At 70.6% G+C, this 15871-nt stretch carries 15 protein-coding genes; 10 read left to right on the forward strand and 5 right to left on the reverse strand.

From position 1 onward, the window contains the following. Positions 1-193 precede the first annotated feature (193 nt). A complete protein-coding gene (gene msrA, locus ACP7AS_RS12320) occupies positions 194-850 on the forward strand; it encodes a peptide-methionine (S)-S-oxide reductase MsrA (RefSeq protein ID WP_426029156.1) in 657 nt (218 codons plus the stop codon). Positions 851-989: 139 nt separating this feature from the next. Next, entirely contained in the window at positions 990-1280 is a 291-nt protein-coding gene (locus ACP7AS_RS12325; RefSeq protein ID WP_426029157.1) for a hypothetical protein, read from the forward strand. 46 nt (positions 1281-1326) lie between these two features. Here the strand turns inward: ACP7AS_RS12325 and ACP7AS_RS12330 are convergent, their stop codons facing one another. Next, positions 1327-1947, reverse strand: coding sequence for a TlpA family protein disulfide reductase (locus ACP7AS_RS12330; protein ID WP_426029158.1), 621 nt, complete (start codon positions 1945-1947; stop codon positions 1327-1329). Positions 1948-2005: 58 nt separating this feature from the next. Here ACP7AS_RS12330 and argH point away from each other — a divergent pair, with 58 nt between their 5' ends. The 3 genes from argH to lysA are packed head-to-tail and all read left to right on the forward strand — an operon-like array spanning position 2006 to position 4915. Continuing rightward, a complete protein-coding gene (gene argH / locus ACP7AS_RS12335) occupies positions 2006-3373 on the forward strand; it encodes an argininosuccinate lyase (protein ID WP_426029202.1) in 1368 nt (455 codons plus the stop codon). Between the two features lie 9 nt (positions 3374-3382). After that, positions 3383-3619 carry a hypothetical protein gene (locus tag ACP7AS_RS12340; protein WP_426029159.1) on the forward strand — a complete coding sequence of 79 codons (237 nt, stop codon included), beginning with the start codon at positions 3383-3385 and terminating at the stop codon, positions 3617-3619. A 3-nt stretch (positions 3620-3622) separates the two neighbouring features. Then, positions 3623-4915, forward strand: coding sequence for a diaminopimelate decarboxylase (gene lysA, locus ACP7AS_RS12345; protein WP_426029160.1), 1293 nt, complete (start codon positions 3623-3625; stop codon positions 4913-4915). Here the strand turns inward: lysA and ACP7AS_RS12350 are convergent. Next, on the reverse strand, positions 4912-5442 hold the full coding sequence (locus ACP7AS_RS12350; protein WP_426029161.1) for a phosphoribosyltransferase: 531 nt from the start codon (positions 5440-5442) through the stop codon (positions 4912-4914). The two genes, lysA and ACP7AS_RS12350, sit on opposite strands and share 4 nt — an antisense overlap. After that, on the reverse strand, positions 5435-6364 hold the full coding sequence (locus ACP7AS_RS12355) for an MJ0042-type zinc finger domain-containing protein (RefSeq protein ID WP_426029162.1): 930 nt from the start codon (positions 6362-6364) through the stop codon (positions 5435-5437). Before ACP7AS_RS12355 ends, ACP7AS_RS12350 begins: the two co-directional genes overlap by 8 nt. 67 nt (positions 6365-6431) lie before the next feature. Between ACP7AS_RS12355 and ACP7AS_RS12360 the strand changes: the two genes are divergently transcribed. From ACP7AS_RS12360 to ACP7AS_RS12375, 4 genes are read left to right on the forward strand one after another with little or no spacing between them, the layout of a single operon-like run. Beyond that, positions 6432-7142, forward strand: coding sequence for a cell division ATP-binding protein FtsE (locus ACP7AS_RS12360; protein ID WP_426029163.1), 711 nt, complete (start codon positions 6432-6434; stop codon positions 7140-7142). Next, positions 7139-8020, forward strand: coding sequence for a cell division protein FtsX (locus ACP7AS_RS12365; RefSeq protein ID WP_426029164.1), 882 nt, complete (start codon positions 7139-7141; stop codon positions 8018-8020). Before ACP7AS_RS12360 ends, ACP7AS_RS12365 begins: the two co-directional genes overlap by 4 nt. A gap of 9 nt (positions 8021-8029) precedes the next feature. Next, positions 8030-8659: a YdcF family protein gene (locus ACP7AS_RS12370; protein ID WP_426029165.1), complete on the forward strand. Its 630-nt coding sequence runs from the start codon at positions 8030-8032 to the stop codon at positions 8657-8659. 1 nt (position 8660) lies between these two features. After that, positions 8661-9431 carry a lysophospholipid acyltransferase family protein gene (locus ACP7AS_RS12375; RefSeq protein ID WP_426029166.1) on the forward strand — a complete coding sequence of 257 codons (771 nt, stop codon included), beginning with the start codon at positions 8661-8663 and terminating at the stop codon, positions 9429-9431. Here ACP7AS_RS12375 and pdeM read toward each other — a convergent pair. Together pdeM and ACP7AS_RS12385 are read right to left on the reverse strand one after the other, a co-directional pair. Then, the gene (pdeM, locus tag ACP7AS_RS12380) at positions 9370-10101 is read right to left on the reverse strand and encodes a ligase-associated DNA damage response endonuclease PdeM (protein WP_426029167.1); all 732 of its coding nucleotides are present in this window, start codon (positions 10099-10101) and stop codon (positions 9370-9372) included. The two genes, ACP7AS_RS12375 and pdeM, sit on opposite strands and share 62 nt — an antisense overlap. A 166-nt stretch (positions 10102-10267) precedes the next feature. Beyond that, entirely contained in the window at positions 10268-12898 is a 2631-nt protein-coding gene (locus ACP7AS_RS12385) for a ligase-associated DNA damage response DEXH box helicase (RefSeq protein ID WP_426029168.1), read from the reverse strand. A 133-nt stretch (positions 12899-13031) separates the two neighbouring features. On the opposite strand from ACP7AS_RS12385, the gene ACP7AS_RS12390 reads away from it, so the two are divergent. Next, positions 13032-15863 (forward strand): ATP-dependent DNA helicase, encoded by a 2832-nt coding sequence (locus tag ACP7AS_RS12390; protein ID WP_426029203.1) that lies wholly within the window; start codon positions 13032-13034, stop codon positions 15861-15863. Positions 15864-15871 lie beyond the last annotated feature (8 nt).

The following is a 15871-nucleotide window of genomic DNA, read 5'->3' on the forward strand; positions in this document are numbered from 1 at the left end:
CGAGCCCCTCAACCGTCGCGCCACCATCGGCATCAACTTCCGCTAAACCCGGAAGGCCGATCGGCCAGACAACAGAACCGCCGGTCCCCATAGGGGCCGGCGGTTTTGCTTTGCAGGGTCTTGAAACCTCGGACGGCCGGGCGTCGTATGTGTTGGACGGTGGCGTACCGTCCGCCCCGCCGGAGATCGTCCCATGTCGCGCCCCGCCCTCGCCAGCCTGATCCTGCTCGCCATCGCCGCCTGCTCGCCCGGGGCCCCCGCGGAGAGCGCGCCCTCCGCTCCGGCCGTCACGCCCGCCTCGGCGGCCCAGGCCCGGGACAGCGGCCGGCGCGAGGTCGCCGTCTTCGCCGGCGGCTGTTTCTGGTCGACGGAGGCGAATTTCGAGCACATGCCCGGCGTCGTCACCGCCGTCTCCGGCTTTGCCGGCGGCCGGGTCGCCAATCCCGGCTATGAACAGGTCGTCCGGGGCGGCACCGGCCATCTGGAGGCGGTCCAGGTCACCTTCGACCCGGCCCGGATCAGCTACCGGCAACTGGTCGACCGGTTCTGGCTGACCATCGATCCGACGGATCCCGACGGCCAGTTCTGCGACCAGGGGCCGTCCTATGCGACGGCGGTCTTCGCGACGGCGGCCCAGAAGCCCGCGGCCGAGGCGTCGAGACGCGCCGCCGCTGCGCGGATCGGTGCCGCCCGCTTTACGACTCCCGTGCGCGACGCCGCGCGCTTCTGGCCGGCCGAGGCCTATCACCAAGACTTCGCGCGGCTCAATCCGGTGCGGTACGGCGGCTACAGCCGGTTCTGCGGCCGCGCGGCGCGCCTGCTTGCGGTCTGGGGCGACGCCGCCGCCTAGGGCGACAACGGTCTTGATGGACCCCGTCCATCAAGACCCCGGATTTCTCTCCAGCCGGATGCCGGTCCGGCTGGTCCGCGCAACCGCATCCGGTCCCCCGCGTTTACCGCCGAGGTTCAACGCCGAACGGGGATTTCCCATGCGCATCCAGACCATCACACTCGCCGCCCTCGCTGCCCTGTCGCTCGCCGCCTGCAGCCAGGCCGAGCAGGACAACGCCCAGGCGGATGCCAATGCCACCGCGGCTGACACGGGCCAGGCGGCCGAAACAGCGGGAACGGCGCTGAAGGAAGAAGCGTCCCAGGTCGGCTCGGCCATCGTGGCCGGGGCCACCGAGGCAGCGCAGGAAGTCGACGAGGCGACCGACAAGCTGGCGGAAAAGGCCGACGATCAGAAGGCAGAGACGGCGACCGACACGCGGGGCAACTGACACTGTCGGGCCGAAGCCGACACGACGGCCGCGACCACATCAGCCCCTAGCGTGGCTCGGCCAGCAGCGCATCGATCAGGGCGCGTGCCTCGGGGCTGGCCCAGTCGGCTTCCCCGGAGAAATGCGCCCGGATCCGGCCCTGCCGGTCCAGCAGCACGGTCTGGGGCATCTTGCCCTTGCCCGGCAGTTCGAACGGCAGCTGGAATTTGGGGTCGCTGTGGAGCGGCAGCGGTTCGTGCACATCGATGAAGCTGCGCGCGTCCGCGATCTTGTCGGCGTCGTTGTCGACGTTGATGGGCAGCACAACCACGTCCCGACCGGCATAGGTCTCGGCCAGCCGGGCCAGGGTGGGCATCTCGGTGCGGCAGGGCGCGCACCACATGGCCCAGACATTGACCACCACCACCTTGCCGCGGAAATCCGACAGGCGCGCCTCGGCACCGTCGCGGGTCCTGAATACATAGGCCGGTGCCGGCTCCAGCGCAGCGGGCGTCTCGAGCGAGGCAATCGAGCCGCGGGCGAACCGGGCCAGGTCACTTTTCGCAGCCGCGGGCGGCGGCGCTTTGTCGATCCCGCCGGGTTTGGCGTATAGCAGCGCGGCACCGCCGATCACACCGATCAGCAGCACGCCCGCCGCAACGCCCAGAACCGCCTTCGAGACCTTCATGTCCGATCCAGAATCCTCCGCCCCGACCAAAGCCGATCCGAACGCGGAAGGTCAAGACATGTGGGGCGGGCGCTTCTCCGCGCGACCGGCCGACATCATGCAGGCGATCAATGTCTCGATCGGCGTGGATCGTCGGCTGTGGGCCCAGGATCTGGCCGGGTCGCGGGCCCACTGCCGCATGCTGGCGGCGCGCGACATCGTGACCCAGGCTGACGCCGACGCCATTCTGGGCGGGCTGGACGCCATCGAGGGCGAGATCCGCGACGGCTCCTTCCCGTTCCGTGACGCCTTCGAGGACATCCATATGAATGTCGAGGCGCGGCTGGCCGAGCTGATCGGCGAGCCGTCAGGCCGGCTGCACACCGCCCGCAGCCGCAACGACCAGGTGGCGACCGATTTCAGGCTGTGGGTTCGGGATGCCTGCGACCGGGCGGGCGAACAGCTGAAGGGGCTGCAATCTGCCCTGTTGGTCCGGGCGGAACAGCACGCCGCCGACCTGATGCCCGGCTTCACCCACCTGCAGCCGGCCCAGCCGGTGACCTTTGGCCATCACCTGATGGGCTATGTCGAGATGTTCGGCCGGGACGCCGGCCGGTTCGCCGACGCCCGTCGGCGGATGAACGAAAATCCGCTCGGCGCCGCCGCCCTGGCAGGATCGCCCTTCCCCATCGACCGGCATATGACGGCGTCCGAACTGGGTTTCGACCGGCCCATGGGCAATTCGCTGGACGCTGTGTCCGACCGCGATTTCGCCCTTGAGAGTCTGGCCGCAGCCTCGATCTGCGCCGGTCATCTGTCGCGTCTGGCCGAGGAGATCGTCATCTGGATGACGCCCCAGTTCGGCTTCGCCACCCTGCCCGACGACCTGACCACCGGCTCGTCGATCATGCCGCAAAAGCGCAACCCGGACGCCGCCGAGCTGGTGCGGGCCAAGACGGGCCGGATCATGGGCTCGCTGGTCGCCCTGTCGACGGTGATGAAGGGGCTGCCGCTGGCCTATTCCAAGGACATGCAGGAGGACAAGCCGCCGGTGTTCGAGGCCTTTGACGCCCTGACCCTGGCCCTGGGGGCCATGACGGCCATGGTTTCAGCGCTGCAGCCGAACACCGAACGGATGCGCGCCGCCGCCGGCTCGGGCTTCTCGACCGCCACCGATCTGGCGGACTGGCTGGTACGCGAGCTGAACCTGCCGTTCCGCAAGGCGCACCATGTCACCGGCGCCGCGGTGAAGCGGGCCGAAGCCCTGGGCGTGGATTTGTCGCAACTGCCGCTGGCCGAACTGCAATCACTTGAACCCGGCACGACGGAAGCGGTTTACAAGGTGCTCACGCCTGAGGCTTCCTGCGCCAGCCGCCAGAGCTTCGGGGGCACCGCGCCGGAGCAGGTTCGCGCGCGCATCGCTGAATGGAAGACGCGTCTCGCGTAGGGGATTGGGATGAAATCGATCGTCAGCCTGGGCGTCCTCGCCCTGTTCGCCCTCTCCGCTTCCGGTTGCGGCCGCATGGCCGATCTCGAGGCCCCGCCGGCGAAGCAGACGGAGCGCAGCCAGCGCGACGGCCGCGCGCCGGCCCTGCCCGAGCCGGCCACCGTCTATCGTCCGCCCAGCACCCAGCCGATCGACGGGGGTCCGACCAGCCCGTACAACGGCCCGGGCGCCCAGCCGAACCGCTAGCCCTTGCACCATTTCGATCGCATCGACGGCGCACTTCATGCCGAAGGCGTGCCGCTGGAAGCGCTCGCCGGGGCGGTCGGCACGCCGGCCTATGTCTATTCAACCGCGACCCTGACGCGGCACTACAGCCTGCTGCGCGCGGCGGCCGACGCGCATCGCGGTGCCTTGGGCGACGCCCTGATCGCCTTCGCGGTCAAGGCCAACTCCAATCTGTCAGTGCTGGCAACCCTGGCACGGCTGGGCTGCGGGGCCGACACCGTGTCCGAGGGCGAAATCCGTCGGGCCCTGAAGGCCGGAATTCCCGGCGAGCGGATCATCTTCTCCGGCGTGGGCAAGACCGATGCCGAACTGGCCTTCGCTATCGAGGTCGGCGTCCGCCAGATCAATGTCGAGAGCGGTGCGGAACTGGAGCGACTGATCGCGATCGCGGCCGCCAAGGGTTCAGCCCCGGCCATCGCCATCCGGGTCAACCCGAAAATCGGCGCCGGCGGCCATGCGAAAATCACCACCGGTGGCGCGACCGACAAGTTCGGCGTGCCGGTCGAGGAGGCGATCGACCTCTACGCCCGCGCCTCGGCCTCGCCGCATCTGACGCCGGTCGGGCTGGCCTGCCATATCGGCAGCCAGATCATGTCGCTGGCACCGATGGAGGCCGCCTTCCATACCCTGCGCGAGATGGTCCTGACCCTGCGCGCCAACGGCCATTCAGTCACCCGCCTCGACCTCGGCGGCGGACTGGGCGTGCCCTATCACGGCCAGACGGACACGCCCTCAATCGCCGACTACGCCGCCATGTGCGCGCGCGTGCTGGAAGGCCTGGGGGTCGAGGCGGCGTTCGAGCCGGGCAGGCTTCTGGCCGCCAACGCCGGCCTGCTGCTGAGCCGTGTCATCCAGGTCAACCAGCGCACCGGTTCTCCAGAGGAAGGGGGCGGCCGCCGCTTCCTGGTTCTCGACGCCGGCATGAACGACCTCATGCGCCCCGCGCTGTACGACGCCTTCCACGACCTGGTGCCGGTGCGACCGCGCGAGGGCGAGCTGCGAGCCTATGATCTGGTCGGTCCGATCTGCGAGTCCACCGACATCTTCGCTCGCGACCGCATGCTGCCGCCGCTTGAGGCGGGCGATCTGGTCGCCTTCATGGGGGCCGGTGCCTATGGGGCGGTGCTGGCCAGCGAGTATAATTCGCGGCCGCTGGTCCCCGAAGTGCTGGTGGACGGCGACCGTTGGGCCATGGTCCGGTCGCGGCCGAGCTACGAGGACATGTGGGCCCGCGAGCCCCGGGCCGACTGGCTCTAGTCCAGCGCGCACACGTCCGGCAGGCCGCGCAGAGCCCCCGCGTGATCCAGCCCGTAGCCCACCAGAAAGCGGTTCGGTGCCTCCCAGCCAACGAAGTCCGGTTCCGGCGCGCGCGGCAAAGGCCAGGGCTTCTTGGCGAAGACCACCGTCAACACCTCCGACGCCCCATTCTCCCGGGTGATCCGCACCGCCTCGGCCAGCGACAGGCCGGTGTCGAACACATCGTCGATGATCAGCACCCGGCGGCCGGTGATCGGGCGCTGGAAGGGCGCATAGACGTCGATCCGGCCCCGGCTCGACTGTTCGTCGCCGTATGAGGCCAGCCACAGGGCGTCAAAGCGGACGTTGCGCCCCAGCCGCGACAGGGCGCGGGTCAGGTCGGCGGCGAACCACAGCCCGCCGGTCAGCAGGACGGCGGCGACGGTCTCGTCATCGATCACGGGGGCGATCTGCGCCGCCAGCTCGGCGACGATGCGCTGAACCTCGGCTTCGGGCAGAAGGATGGTGGGCTTGGGGGAGTCAGCCATTCGAGGCGGATACCGCCTCGACCCCCTGTGTGTCCACCGCGGGAACGGCGTCGATCGGATACATGTTCATCGGTGCCGGGCCCTCAGGCGACAGGGCGGGGCGCAGGCCGGCCTCTGCCTCGTGCAGCGGCGTGGCGGGTTCATGGACGGCGGGCGGTGCCGCGCGACGCGTGTCGGATCGAACCGGCGCGGCATGGGCCGGCTCCGGGCGCGCCACAGGGTCATCCAGCACGAAATCGACGCCGATTCCCTGCCCCCGGGCACCCGGGTCGGCGATGACGGCGGCGAAGCCCTGCACCTTGCCCGGCAGGACCGGGGCGGCGTCGATCCGCACCACGGCATGGCCGATCTCGGCCCCCTGGGCGTCCAGCAGGGCCACCCGCACCGGCGGGGCGGTGCGCTCATCGTCACGCACGTTCCTGAGCGCGCCCGAGACCAGCACCTTGCCCGGGTCATTGGGCAGGGGTTTGGCGGTGATGGCCTCGAAATCCAGGCCGGTGGGATTCACCGTCAGGCCGACGGCGGCATAGGCGGCGGCCGCGCGCGGGGCCATCTCTACGACGTCGACGCGGAACAGCCAGGCGCTGGCCAGAAGGGCGGCGAAGCCCGAGGCGATACCGGCCCAGACCACGCCGTGCGTCGCGGCGCGGCGCAGGCGGCGCTGCTGTTCGGCGCGGGCCCGGAAGGCCTTGGGCAGTTCCGGCGCGGGCGTTTGCGCGAGCGATTCGGGTTCGGCCTCTTCGCGGGGCGCGAAACTGGGGGCCTCGGCGGGCGTCGACGAGACCGACAGTTCCAGCGGCTCGTCCAGCGTGGCCCGCCAGGTATGTTTGCAGTCCTTGCAGCGCACGGTGCGGCCGCCGGGCCCGATGGCCTCATCGGGGGTAAAATAGCTGGTGGCGCAGGACGGGCAGGTCAGTATCATGTCGGCTGACTGCGAGGCTCTTCGCCCCCTCCCGTCGCGGTGCGAACCGCGTCCTGACCCAAAATCGATGCCCGTCCAGCCCCGCCGCGCCACACCATCCGCCCCCGCGACCGACACCGTCCGCCTGTCTGGCGTGGGTTTCGGCTATGCGGCGACGCACCGCGCGCTGCGGGACGTTAACCTCACCTTGCCATCCGGCTCTTTCCACTTCCTTACCGGGGCGTCCGGAGCGGGAAAGTCGACCCTGCTGAAACTGCTGACGTTGCAGGAAAGACCCGATGCCGGGAGCCTGCATCTGTTCGGCGAGGACGCCGGCCAGGCCCCCCGCCGCGACCTGCCCGCGTTCAGGCGGCGCATCGGCGTGGTGTTTCAGGACTTCCGCCTGCTGGACCACCTGTCCGTCTTCGAGAACGTCGCCCTGCCGCTGCGGCTCGCCGGGGGGCGAGCGGACAACTATGCCGCCGATGTCGGGGAGATGCTGGACTGGGTCGGCCTCGGCGACCGGATGAACGACCGGCCACCCTCGCTGTCGGGCGGCGAGCAACAGCGGCTGGCCATCGCCCGTGCCGTGGTGGCCGGGCCGGAGCTGATCCTGGCCGACGAACCGACCGGCAGCGTCGATGCGAAGATGGGCGAGCGGCTGCTGAAGCTGTTCCAGTCGCTGAACCGGCTGGGCGCGACCGTCCTGATCGCCAGCCATGACGAGGCCTTGGCCCTACGCTCCGGCGCGTCGGTGCTGCGCCTCGAAGGCGGCCGACTGAGCGGGGGCCCGGTATGATCCGCCGCCTGTTCACTCGTCGCCCCGCCCTGCTGCCGCGTGACGCGGGCGGCGAGCCGTGGCTGGTGTCGCTGATCGCCGTCCTGTGCTTCCTGGCCTGCCTCTCGGCCGTCGGCGCGGCCGCCGCCGACCGCGCTGCCCACGGCTGGGCTCGCCAGTTGCGCTCCGAGGCCACGGTCCAGGTCCGGCCGCGCGTCGGCGAAACCGGGGCCGAGGCCGCCGCCCGCGCCGCCGAAACCCTGTCCGGCGTCCCCGGCGTGGCCGAGGCCGAGGCCATGGACCGCAAGACCGCCGAGGCCCTGCTGCGCCCCTGGCTGGGGGACGCCGTCCTGCCCGATCTGCCGATTCCGCATCTGGTCACGGTGCGGTTGGACACGGCCGGGCCGGCCAGCGCCGTCAGCCTGAGCCGCGCCCTCGCCTCGGCCGGGCTGGACGCCACCCTCGACGACCACAGCCTGTGGCGCGGCGAGGTGGAGCGGTCGGCCGCCTTGATCACCATCCTGGCCCTCGCAGCCTTCGGGCTGACCGCCGGCGCGGCGGGGGCGGCGGTGGCCTATGCCACCCGCGCAGGCATGGCCGCCCAGGCCGGGGTGATCGAGACGCTGAGCCTGAACGGGGCCTCGGACAGCGCCATCGCCGGCCTGTACCAGACGCGCTACGGCCTGCTCGCCGCGGCGGCCGGCGGGATCGGGGCCGTGGCCGCCATGGTGCTGGTCGCGAGCCTGCGGTTTCTCGGCGGGGCCGAAGGCGTGACGCCCGCCCTGCCGCTCATGTGGAGCGACCTGTTGCTGCTCTCGCCATGCCCGCTACTGGCCGCTACGGTGGCGCTTGCGGCGGCGCGCTTCATGGCGCTGGCGCGACTGAAAGGGCGTCACTAGGTTAAGCGCATGAAGTTTCTGACTTTCATTGCGATTCTGGCCCTGATCTGGCTGATCGGCCTGTTCGCCTTCGCCGATCGGGTGCGCGGCTATACGCCCGCGCCCGAGCCCGAGCGGGCCGACGCCATCGTGGCCCTGACCGGCCCGTCGGCCGAGCGCGTCAACGCGGCCATCCGGTTGCTGGAACAGGACAAGGGCGAGCGCGTCCTGATCTCGGGCGTCAACCGCGAGGTCCGCCGCCAGGAACTGCGCGCCCTGACCCCGGGCTCCAACAAACTGTTCAACTGCTGCGTCGACCTGGGTTTCGAGGCCGAGGACACCATCGGCAACGCCCAGGAGATCGCCGCCTGGGCCGACGCCAAGGGCTATGACAGCCTGATCGTGGTCACCTCGGACTATCATATGCCCCGGGCCCTGACCGAGATCCGCGCCGCCGCGCCGGGCGTCCGCCTGACTCCCTATGCGGTCGAGACGCCGTCGCTGGACAATTCGCGTTGGTGGAGGGCCGCCGTCACGGCCCGGCGGATGACCCTGGAGTATGTCAAATACCTCGCCGCCCTCGGCCGGGCCATGATCGGCGGCGAGCGGCCGGCGGCGGACGCAGCCCCCTCGGACGTTCCTGTCCAGAAAGCCGCCTGACGTGACCAGCCTGCGGTCCCTGCTGTTCGTCGCCTGGCTGTATCTGTCGCTGGTGCTGTATTCGGTCGGCCTGTCGCCGGCCCTGCTGATGTCCTACCGCCCGGCCATGTGGGTGGTCCGCCACTGGGCGAAATTCTGCCTGTTCGGCCTGCGCTGGATCGCCGGGGTCAAGGTCGAGTTCCGGGGTCTGGAGCATATGCCGGTCGGGGCCTGCCTGATCGCCGGCAAACACCAGTCGATGCTGGACGTCATCGCCCCCTTCGCCCTGCTGCCGGACAATTGTTTCATCATGAAGAAGGAGCTGGCCCCCCTGCCCTTCTTCGGCTGGTTCGCGGTCAAGACGAAGATGATCGCCGTCGACCGCTCGGCCCATTCCAAGGCGCTGAAGGACATGGTCCGGCAGGCGCGGCTGCGCTTCGCCGAGGGCCGCCAGATGCTGATCTTCCCCGAGGGCACGCGCGCGCCGGTCGGTGCCGCGCCCGACTACAAGCCCGGCATCGCCGCCCTCTACCGCGACCTCGACACCGCCTGCACCCCGATGGCCACCAACTCCGGCGTCCACTGGCCCGCGCACGGCTTCCGTCGTTATCCGGGGACGGTAGTCTATGAGTTCCTGCCGGCCATCCCCGCAGGGCTGAAGCGGGCGGAATTCATGGAGCGGCTGGAGCGGGAGCTGGAGGGGGCGTCGAATGCGCTGCTTTTCCGGGATCCTACCGCAGCGCCTCCCATGCCAGCGCATGCACCCGGTCCCGTCCCAGCGCCGCAGCCATAGGCGGTTCCTCGAACAACCCCGCGATCGCCGGGTCGCGCACATCCAGCCCGCCGGTGAACGCCCCGAACGCCGGCAGGATCGCGCGCCGTCCGTCCGTCACGAAACACGGCCGCCGCACGCCGCGTCCATGCGCCGCCACCCGCGCGGCCGGGTGCAGGTGGCCGGCGATCTCGCCGGGCTGGACGCCCGGCTGAGGCTCGTGAATCAGGCGCAGGGAGCCGAGCGCCATGGTCTCGACCACCTCGCCGACCAGGTCGTCCATGGCTCCGGCCAAGGCGGCAATGTCGTGGTTGCCTTCCAGCCAGATCCAGTCGCGGCCCGCCGCCAGCCGGTCGAGCCGGGCCTTGTCGTCGGACGCCATCCGGCCGACCGACCTGGAGTCATGAAAGCTGTCGCCCAGCAGAACCACCGCGGCCGGCGACAGCGCCTCGATCTCGGCCTCCAGCCGGTCGAGCGTCGCGCGGCTGTCATAGGGTGGCAGCATCTGGCCCCGCGCGGCGAAGGCCGAGCCCTTTTCGAGATGCAGGTCGGCGGCGATCAGGGTCCGATGGTTCAGCACCCACAGCGCCCCCGAGCAGCGCAGCACGCAGGGCTCGCCCTCGATATGCACCCGCAGGCCGCCGCTGGGGCAGCGCGCGGGGGAGAGGAGATTTCTCAAGGCGGCGTTCATCGTCCTTCCCCCCTTGCGGGGGAAGGTGGCTCGCGGAGCGAGACGGATGGGGGGTCTGGTTCAGCACACAGGCGGTCGGACGATGAGCGGGCCGCCGACACACCCCCCATCCGGCCCTGACGGGCCCCCTTCCCCCGCGAGGGGGGAAGGGAGACGTTGATCCTGCTCACGCCATACCCTCCAGCCCTGGGGCATCCGCCATCACCTCGGCGATGAGCGTCTCCTCATCGAAGCCATAGGCGCTTGCGTCGAGGATCATCTCGGCCGCCTGGCCGCCGCCGACGCGTTCGCGGCCGATCTGCACCAGCACCGGCACGCAGAAGGGCGAGGGTCGCTCCAGCGGCACATGCCGGATCTGCCCGCGAATCCGCTCCAGCAACTGGCCCAGCCGCGCGACGTCCAGCAGGCCCGCGGCCGCATCAGCGCGGGCGGTCTTCAACAGCAGATGATCGGGTTGGTGGCGGCGGAGCACGTCATAGATCAGGTCGGTGGAAAACGTCACCTGCAGCCCCGACTTCTCGGACCCCGGCTGGCGTCGCTCGATCAGGCCCGAGATCAGGGCGCAATTGCGGAAGCTGCGCTTCATCATGAAGCTCTCCTCCAGCCAGCTTTCCAGATCATCGCCCAGCATGTCGGGCTCGAACAGGGCGTCGAGGTCCAGGCCATCCATCGGTTTGATCGACCAGATGGCCAGCGAATAGTCGGTGCAGACAAAACCCAGCGGCCCGACCCCCAGCCGGTCCAGCCGCCGCGTCAGCAGCATGCACAGCGTCGCATGCGCCAGCCCCCCCTCGAATGGATAGGCGATGAGGAAATGCCGGGACCCGCGCGGAAACGTCTCGACCAGCATGGTCTGCGCGTCCGGAATGACCGAGCGCGCCGCCTGCAGCTCCAGCCACTCCTGCACGTCGGGCGGCAGCACCCGCCAATGGTCGCGGTCTTGGATCAGAGCCCGCACCCGGACGGCCAGCGAGGTCGACATGGGGAATTTCGACCCGCCCCACGAGGGAATCTTCGGGTCCTTGTCCTGCGCATGCGTCACCAGGGCGTCCATGCCGTTGATGCCCTGGAAGGCCCAGACCTGACCGGCGAAGATGAAGGTGTCGCCGGGCGTCATCTGCTCGAAATAGCTCTCCTCGGCCTCGCCCACCTTGCGGCCGCCCATCAACTGTTTCGCCGCCCCGCCGCGCCGTGAGGCGACCCGCACATTCAGGGTCGCCGCCGCCACGATGGTCCCGACATTCATCCGGTGCCGCTGCGCCGTCTGGGCGTTGCGGACGGTCCACCGGCCGTCCTGCGTGCGGACGATCCGCGCGAACCGCTCATAGGTGCGCAGGGCATAGCCGCCGGTGGCCACCAGATCGACCACCTCCTCGAACTGTTCGTACGTCAGGTCGCGATAGGGGCCGCAGCCAGTGATCTCGTCATAGAGATCGGTCAGGGCGAAGGGCTCGGAACAGGCGCAGCCCATGATGTGCTGGGCTAGGGTGTCCAGCGTGCCCGTATGCACCGGCTCCCAGTCGAAGGTGTTCTCGGCCACCGCCTCGCGCGCGGCCTGGCACTCCAGCATCTCGAAGCGGCTGGCCGGCACCATCAGGGCGCGCGATGGCTCGTCGAGCCGGTGATTGGCCCGGCCGATCCGCTGCACCAGCCGCGACGCTCCCTTGGGCGCGGCCATCTGGATCACCAGATCGACGTCGCCCCAGTCGATGCCGAGATCCAGCGTCGAGGTACAGACCACCGCGCGCAGATCGCCCCGGGCCATCGCCGCCTCGACCTTGCGCCGCTGCTCGGCCGCCAGAGAGCCGTGGTGCAGGCCGATCGGCAGACTGTCGTCGTTGATGGCCCAAAGCTGCTGGAACACGAACTCGGCCTGCCAGCGGGTGTTGACGAAGATCAGCGACATCCCCGCGCCCTTGATCACCTCATAGACCTCGGGGATGGCGTGCTGGCCCGTGTGGCCCGCCCACGGCACGCGGCCCTCGCTGACGAGGACGTCCACCACCGGCGGCGCGCCGGGGTCGCCGCGGACGATCACCACATCGCCCTTCCCCCCTTGCGGGGGAAGGTGGCTCGCGGAGCGAGACGGATGGGGGCTGCCGGCTGCACTTCCAACTTCGCAGATCGTGTCGCGGACCGAGCCCCCATCCGAGCCGCTTCGCGGCCCACCTTCCCCCGAAATGGGGGAAGGAGATAACCATGAGGCGATCATCTCAGGATCATCCACCGTCGCGCTTAGCGCCACCCGCCGCATCCCCGGCGCGAACGACTGCAGCCGCCCCAGACCCAGAGACAGCAGGTCCCCCCGCTTGCCGCTCCAGATCGCATGGACCTCGTCCAGCACGACGCATTTCAGATCGGCGAAATAGGCCCGCGCCCCGTCCCAGGCACAGAACAGGGCCAGCTGTTCGGGCGTCGTCAGCAGGATGTCCGGCGGGGTCTCGCGCTGGCGCGCCTTCTTCGACTGTTTGGTATCGCCGGTGCGGCTCTCGACATGGATGTTCAGCCCGATCTCGCGGATCGGCGTCATCAGGTTGCGCTCGACGTCGGTGGTCAGGGCCTTGAGCGGCGACAGATAAAGGGTGTGCACGCCCGAACCCGGCCCGAACGCCGGCCTCGGTCCGCGCTCGGCCAGCTCAACCAGCGACGGCAGGAACCCCGCCAGCGTCTTGCCGCCGCCGGTCGGGGCGACCAGCAGGGCATGCGACCCGGCCTGGGCGGCTGCGATCATCTCCAGCTGGTGTCGGCGGGGCGACCAGCCGCGCCGCGCGAACCAGTCGGCGAAGAGGGGCGCCAATCCTGGCGTCGAAAGCGTTGCGGGAGCGGGCGGCGACGTCACCTCGCGCCTATAGCATGTTCCCGTTCCGTTTCACGCCCCGAACGGCTATCTAGAGAACGTGTCCACCGACTCCCTCACCTCCCCCTCGGCCCTGACCGGGACCGAGCCATGGCTGGTCCTGCCGCCGGCGCTCGCCATTCCGCCGGGCGCGGGGGCGATCTGCGACGCCGACGGGCCTCGGAGGATCGGGCGCGGCGCGGCCGAGGGGGCGTTTACCACCGCGCCCGTCATGGTCGCCCACGCCAGCCTGACCGCGCGTCGCCTCGGCATCGCCCCGCCGTCCCGGTCCGCCGAGCTGCTGGACGTGCTGGAACTGTTCGCCTTCGTGCGCCCCGCCCGCTTCTGCGCCCCCTCGCCCAGCGGCCTGGCCCTGGCCATGGGCATGAGCGAGCCCAAGGGGGCGGAGGCCCAGGCCGAGGCCCTGCGTCACGCCGCCGACGGCCTGCTGCGCGAACTGGCAGATCCGGCCTATCCGGACCGCGAGGCCGCCTTCACCCTCGCCGAGACCCTGGGCCGCGCCGGCTGGTCCTGGGCCTGGCGGGTGTCGGGGGCCTTGCAGCATATGCCGATCCGCGAACGCCAGCATCGCGGCAGCGGGCTGGACGCCTGGTCCCGCCTGCCGGAATGGGAGGACGAGGCCCCGCGCGGCGAGGCCGGGTCGGCCCCGGTCGACAGCGAGAGCGCCCGCATCCGGCTGGAGAAACTGCTTCAGGCCTCGGGCCTCGACGAGACCCGCCCGACCCAGTCCGACTATGCCGCCGAGGCCGCCTACGCCTTCTCGCCGCGCAACGAGGAGGGCCGTCCGCGATTCCTGCTGGCCGAGGCGGGCACGGGCACGGGCAAGACCCTCGGCTACCTCGCCCCCGCCAGCCTGTGGGCCGAGCGCAATCAGGGCGCCGCCTGGGTCTCGACCTACACCCGAGCCCTGCAGCGCCAGATCGACCGCGAGAGTGCGGCCCTGTGGCCCGATCCGGTCGAGCGCAAGAAGAAGACCGTCGTCCGCAAGGGGCGCGAAAACTACCTCTGCCTGCTGAACCTGCAGGACATGGTGCAGGCGGCCCAGCTGGGGAACGGTGACCTGATCGGCATGGCCCTGGCCAGCCGCTGGGCAATGCATACGCGCGACGGCGACATGACCGGCGGCGACTATCCCGGCTGGCTGCCCGGCCTGTTCGCGACGGGGCCCAGCCATCAGGCCAGCGCCGCCAATCTGGTCGACCGGCGCGGCGAATGCGTCCACGCCGCCTGTCCCCACTACCGCAGCTGTTTCGTCGAAAAGACCATCCGCGCCAGCCGCCGGGCCGACCTCGTCGTCGCCAACCACGCCCTCGTCATGACCCAGGCCGCCTTCGACGGGGCCCGCTCGGCGCGCGGCCTCAAACAGGACGGCGAGACGGCGGCGCTGAAGCGGATCGTCTTCGACGAGGGCCACCACCTGTTCGACGCCGCCGACAGCGCCTTCTCGGCCTGCCTGTCCGGTCAGGAAGCGGCGGAACTGCGCCGCTGGCTGCGCGGGCCCGAGGGGCGCGGGCGGCGCGGACGGGGTCTGGAGCAGCGGCTCGGCGACCTCTGCGCTGACAACGAGGCGGCGACGAAAGCGCTTCAGGACGCCGTCCGCGCCGCCGCCCAGCTGCCCGGCGAGGGCGTCTCGGGCCGCATCGCTCCGGCCTCGGGCGAGGTCAATCCGGTCGGGCCGATCGAACGCTTCCTGCTGGCCGCGCTGGAACAGCTCCGTGCACGGACATCGGAGAACGCTTCGGGCAGCGGCGTCGAGTTCGGCATGGAGTGCTCACTGCGGCCGGTTACCGAGCCCGTGCTGGAGGCTGCGCGCGAGGCGGCCCAGGCGCTGGCCGCCGTCGAGGCCCCGCTGCTGGCCCTGTCGCGGCATCTGGAGGACATCCTCGACGACGAGGCGGCCGACCTCGACGGTGCCTCGCGCGCCCGGATCGAGGGGGCCCTGCGCGGCCTCGACCGCCGCGCCCGCATGACCCTGCCCGGCTGGCGCTCCATGCTGGCGGCCCTGGAGGTCTCGTCCGACGAACCCGACCCGGACTTCCTCGACTGGCTGTCGGCCGAGGCCGCGTTCGGCCGGATCATGGACGTGGCCCTGCGCCGCCACTGGATCGACCCCACCGTGCCGCTGGAGGCCGCGGTCATCATGCCGGCCCACGGCGTGCTGGTGACCAGCGCCACCCTGTCCGATCCGAACGCCGACGATCCCTTCGACATGGCCCGGCTGCGTACCGGCGCGGCCCGGCTGATCGAGCCGGCCCGGACGCTGAAGGTCGAAAGTCCGTTCGACTATGCCGCCAACGCCCGGGTGATCGTCGTCAACGACCTGATCAAGGACGACACACGTCAGACGGCCGCGGCCATGCGCGAACTCTTCCTCGCAGCGGGCGGCGGCGGTCTCGGCCTGTTCACCGCCATTCGCCGGCTGAAGGCGGTCTATGAGCGGCTCGGTCCGGATCTGGCGAAGGCGGGCCTGCCCCTCTACGCCCAGCATGTCGATCCACTCGAGGTAGGGGCGCTGGTCGACATCTTCCGCGCCGAACAGGACAGCTGCCTGCTGGGCACCGACGCGGTCCGGGACGGCGTCGACGTACCGGGGCGGTCCCTGCGCATCCTCGCCTTCGACCGCGTGCCCTGGCCCCGGCCCGATCTTCTGCACAAGTCCCGCCGTCTTCGTTTCGGCGGCGAGGGGGCCGGCGGACGTAATTTCGACGACGCCCTGGCTCGCGCCCGCATGGCACAGGCGTTCGGCCGCCTGATCCGTCGCGCCGACGACAAGGGTGTCTTTGTGATGCTCGACGCCGCCGCCCCGACCCGTCTGTTCGCCAGCCTGCCGCCGGGCACCGAGGTCCAGCGCATGGGACTGGCTGAGGCCGTCGAACAGGTTGGCGCGTTCCTCAAGGCAGACTAGACGGAGCC

Origin of the sequence: Brevundimonas sp. TWP2-3-4b2 (assembly GCF_049897345.1) — a bacterium.
In the GTDB taxonomy this organism is placed as follows: Bacteria; Pseudomonadota; Alphaproteobacteria; order Caulobacterales; family Caulobacteraceae; genus Brevundimonas.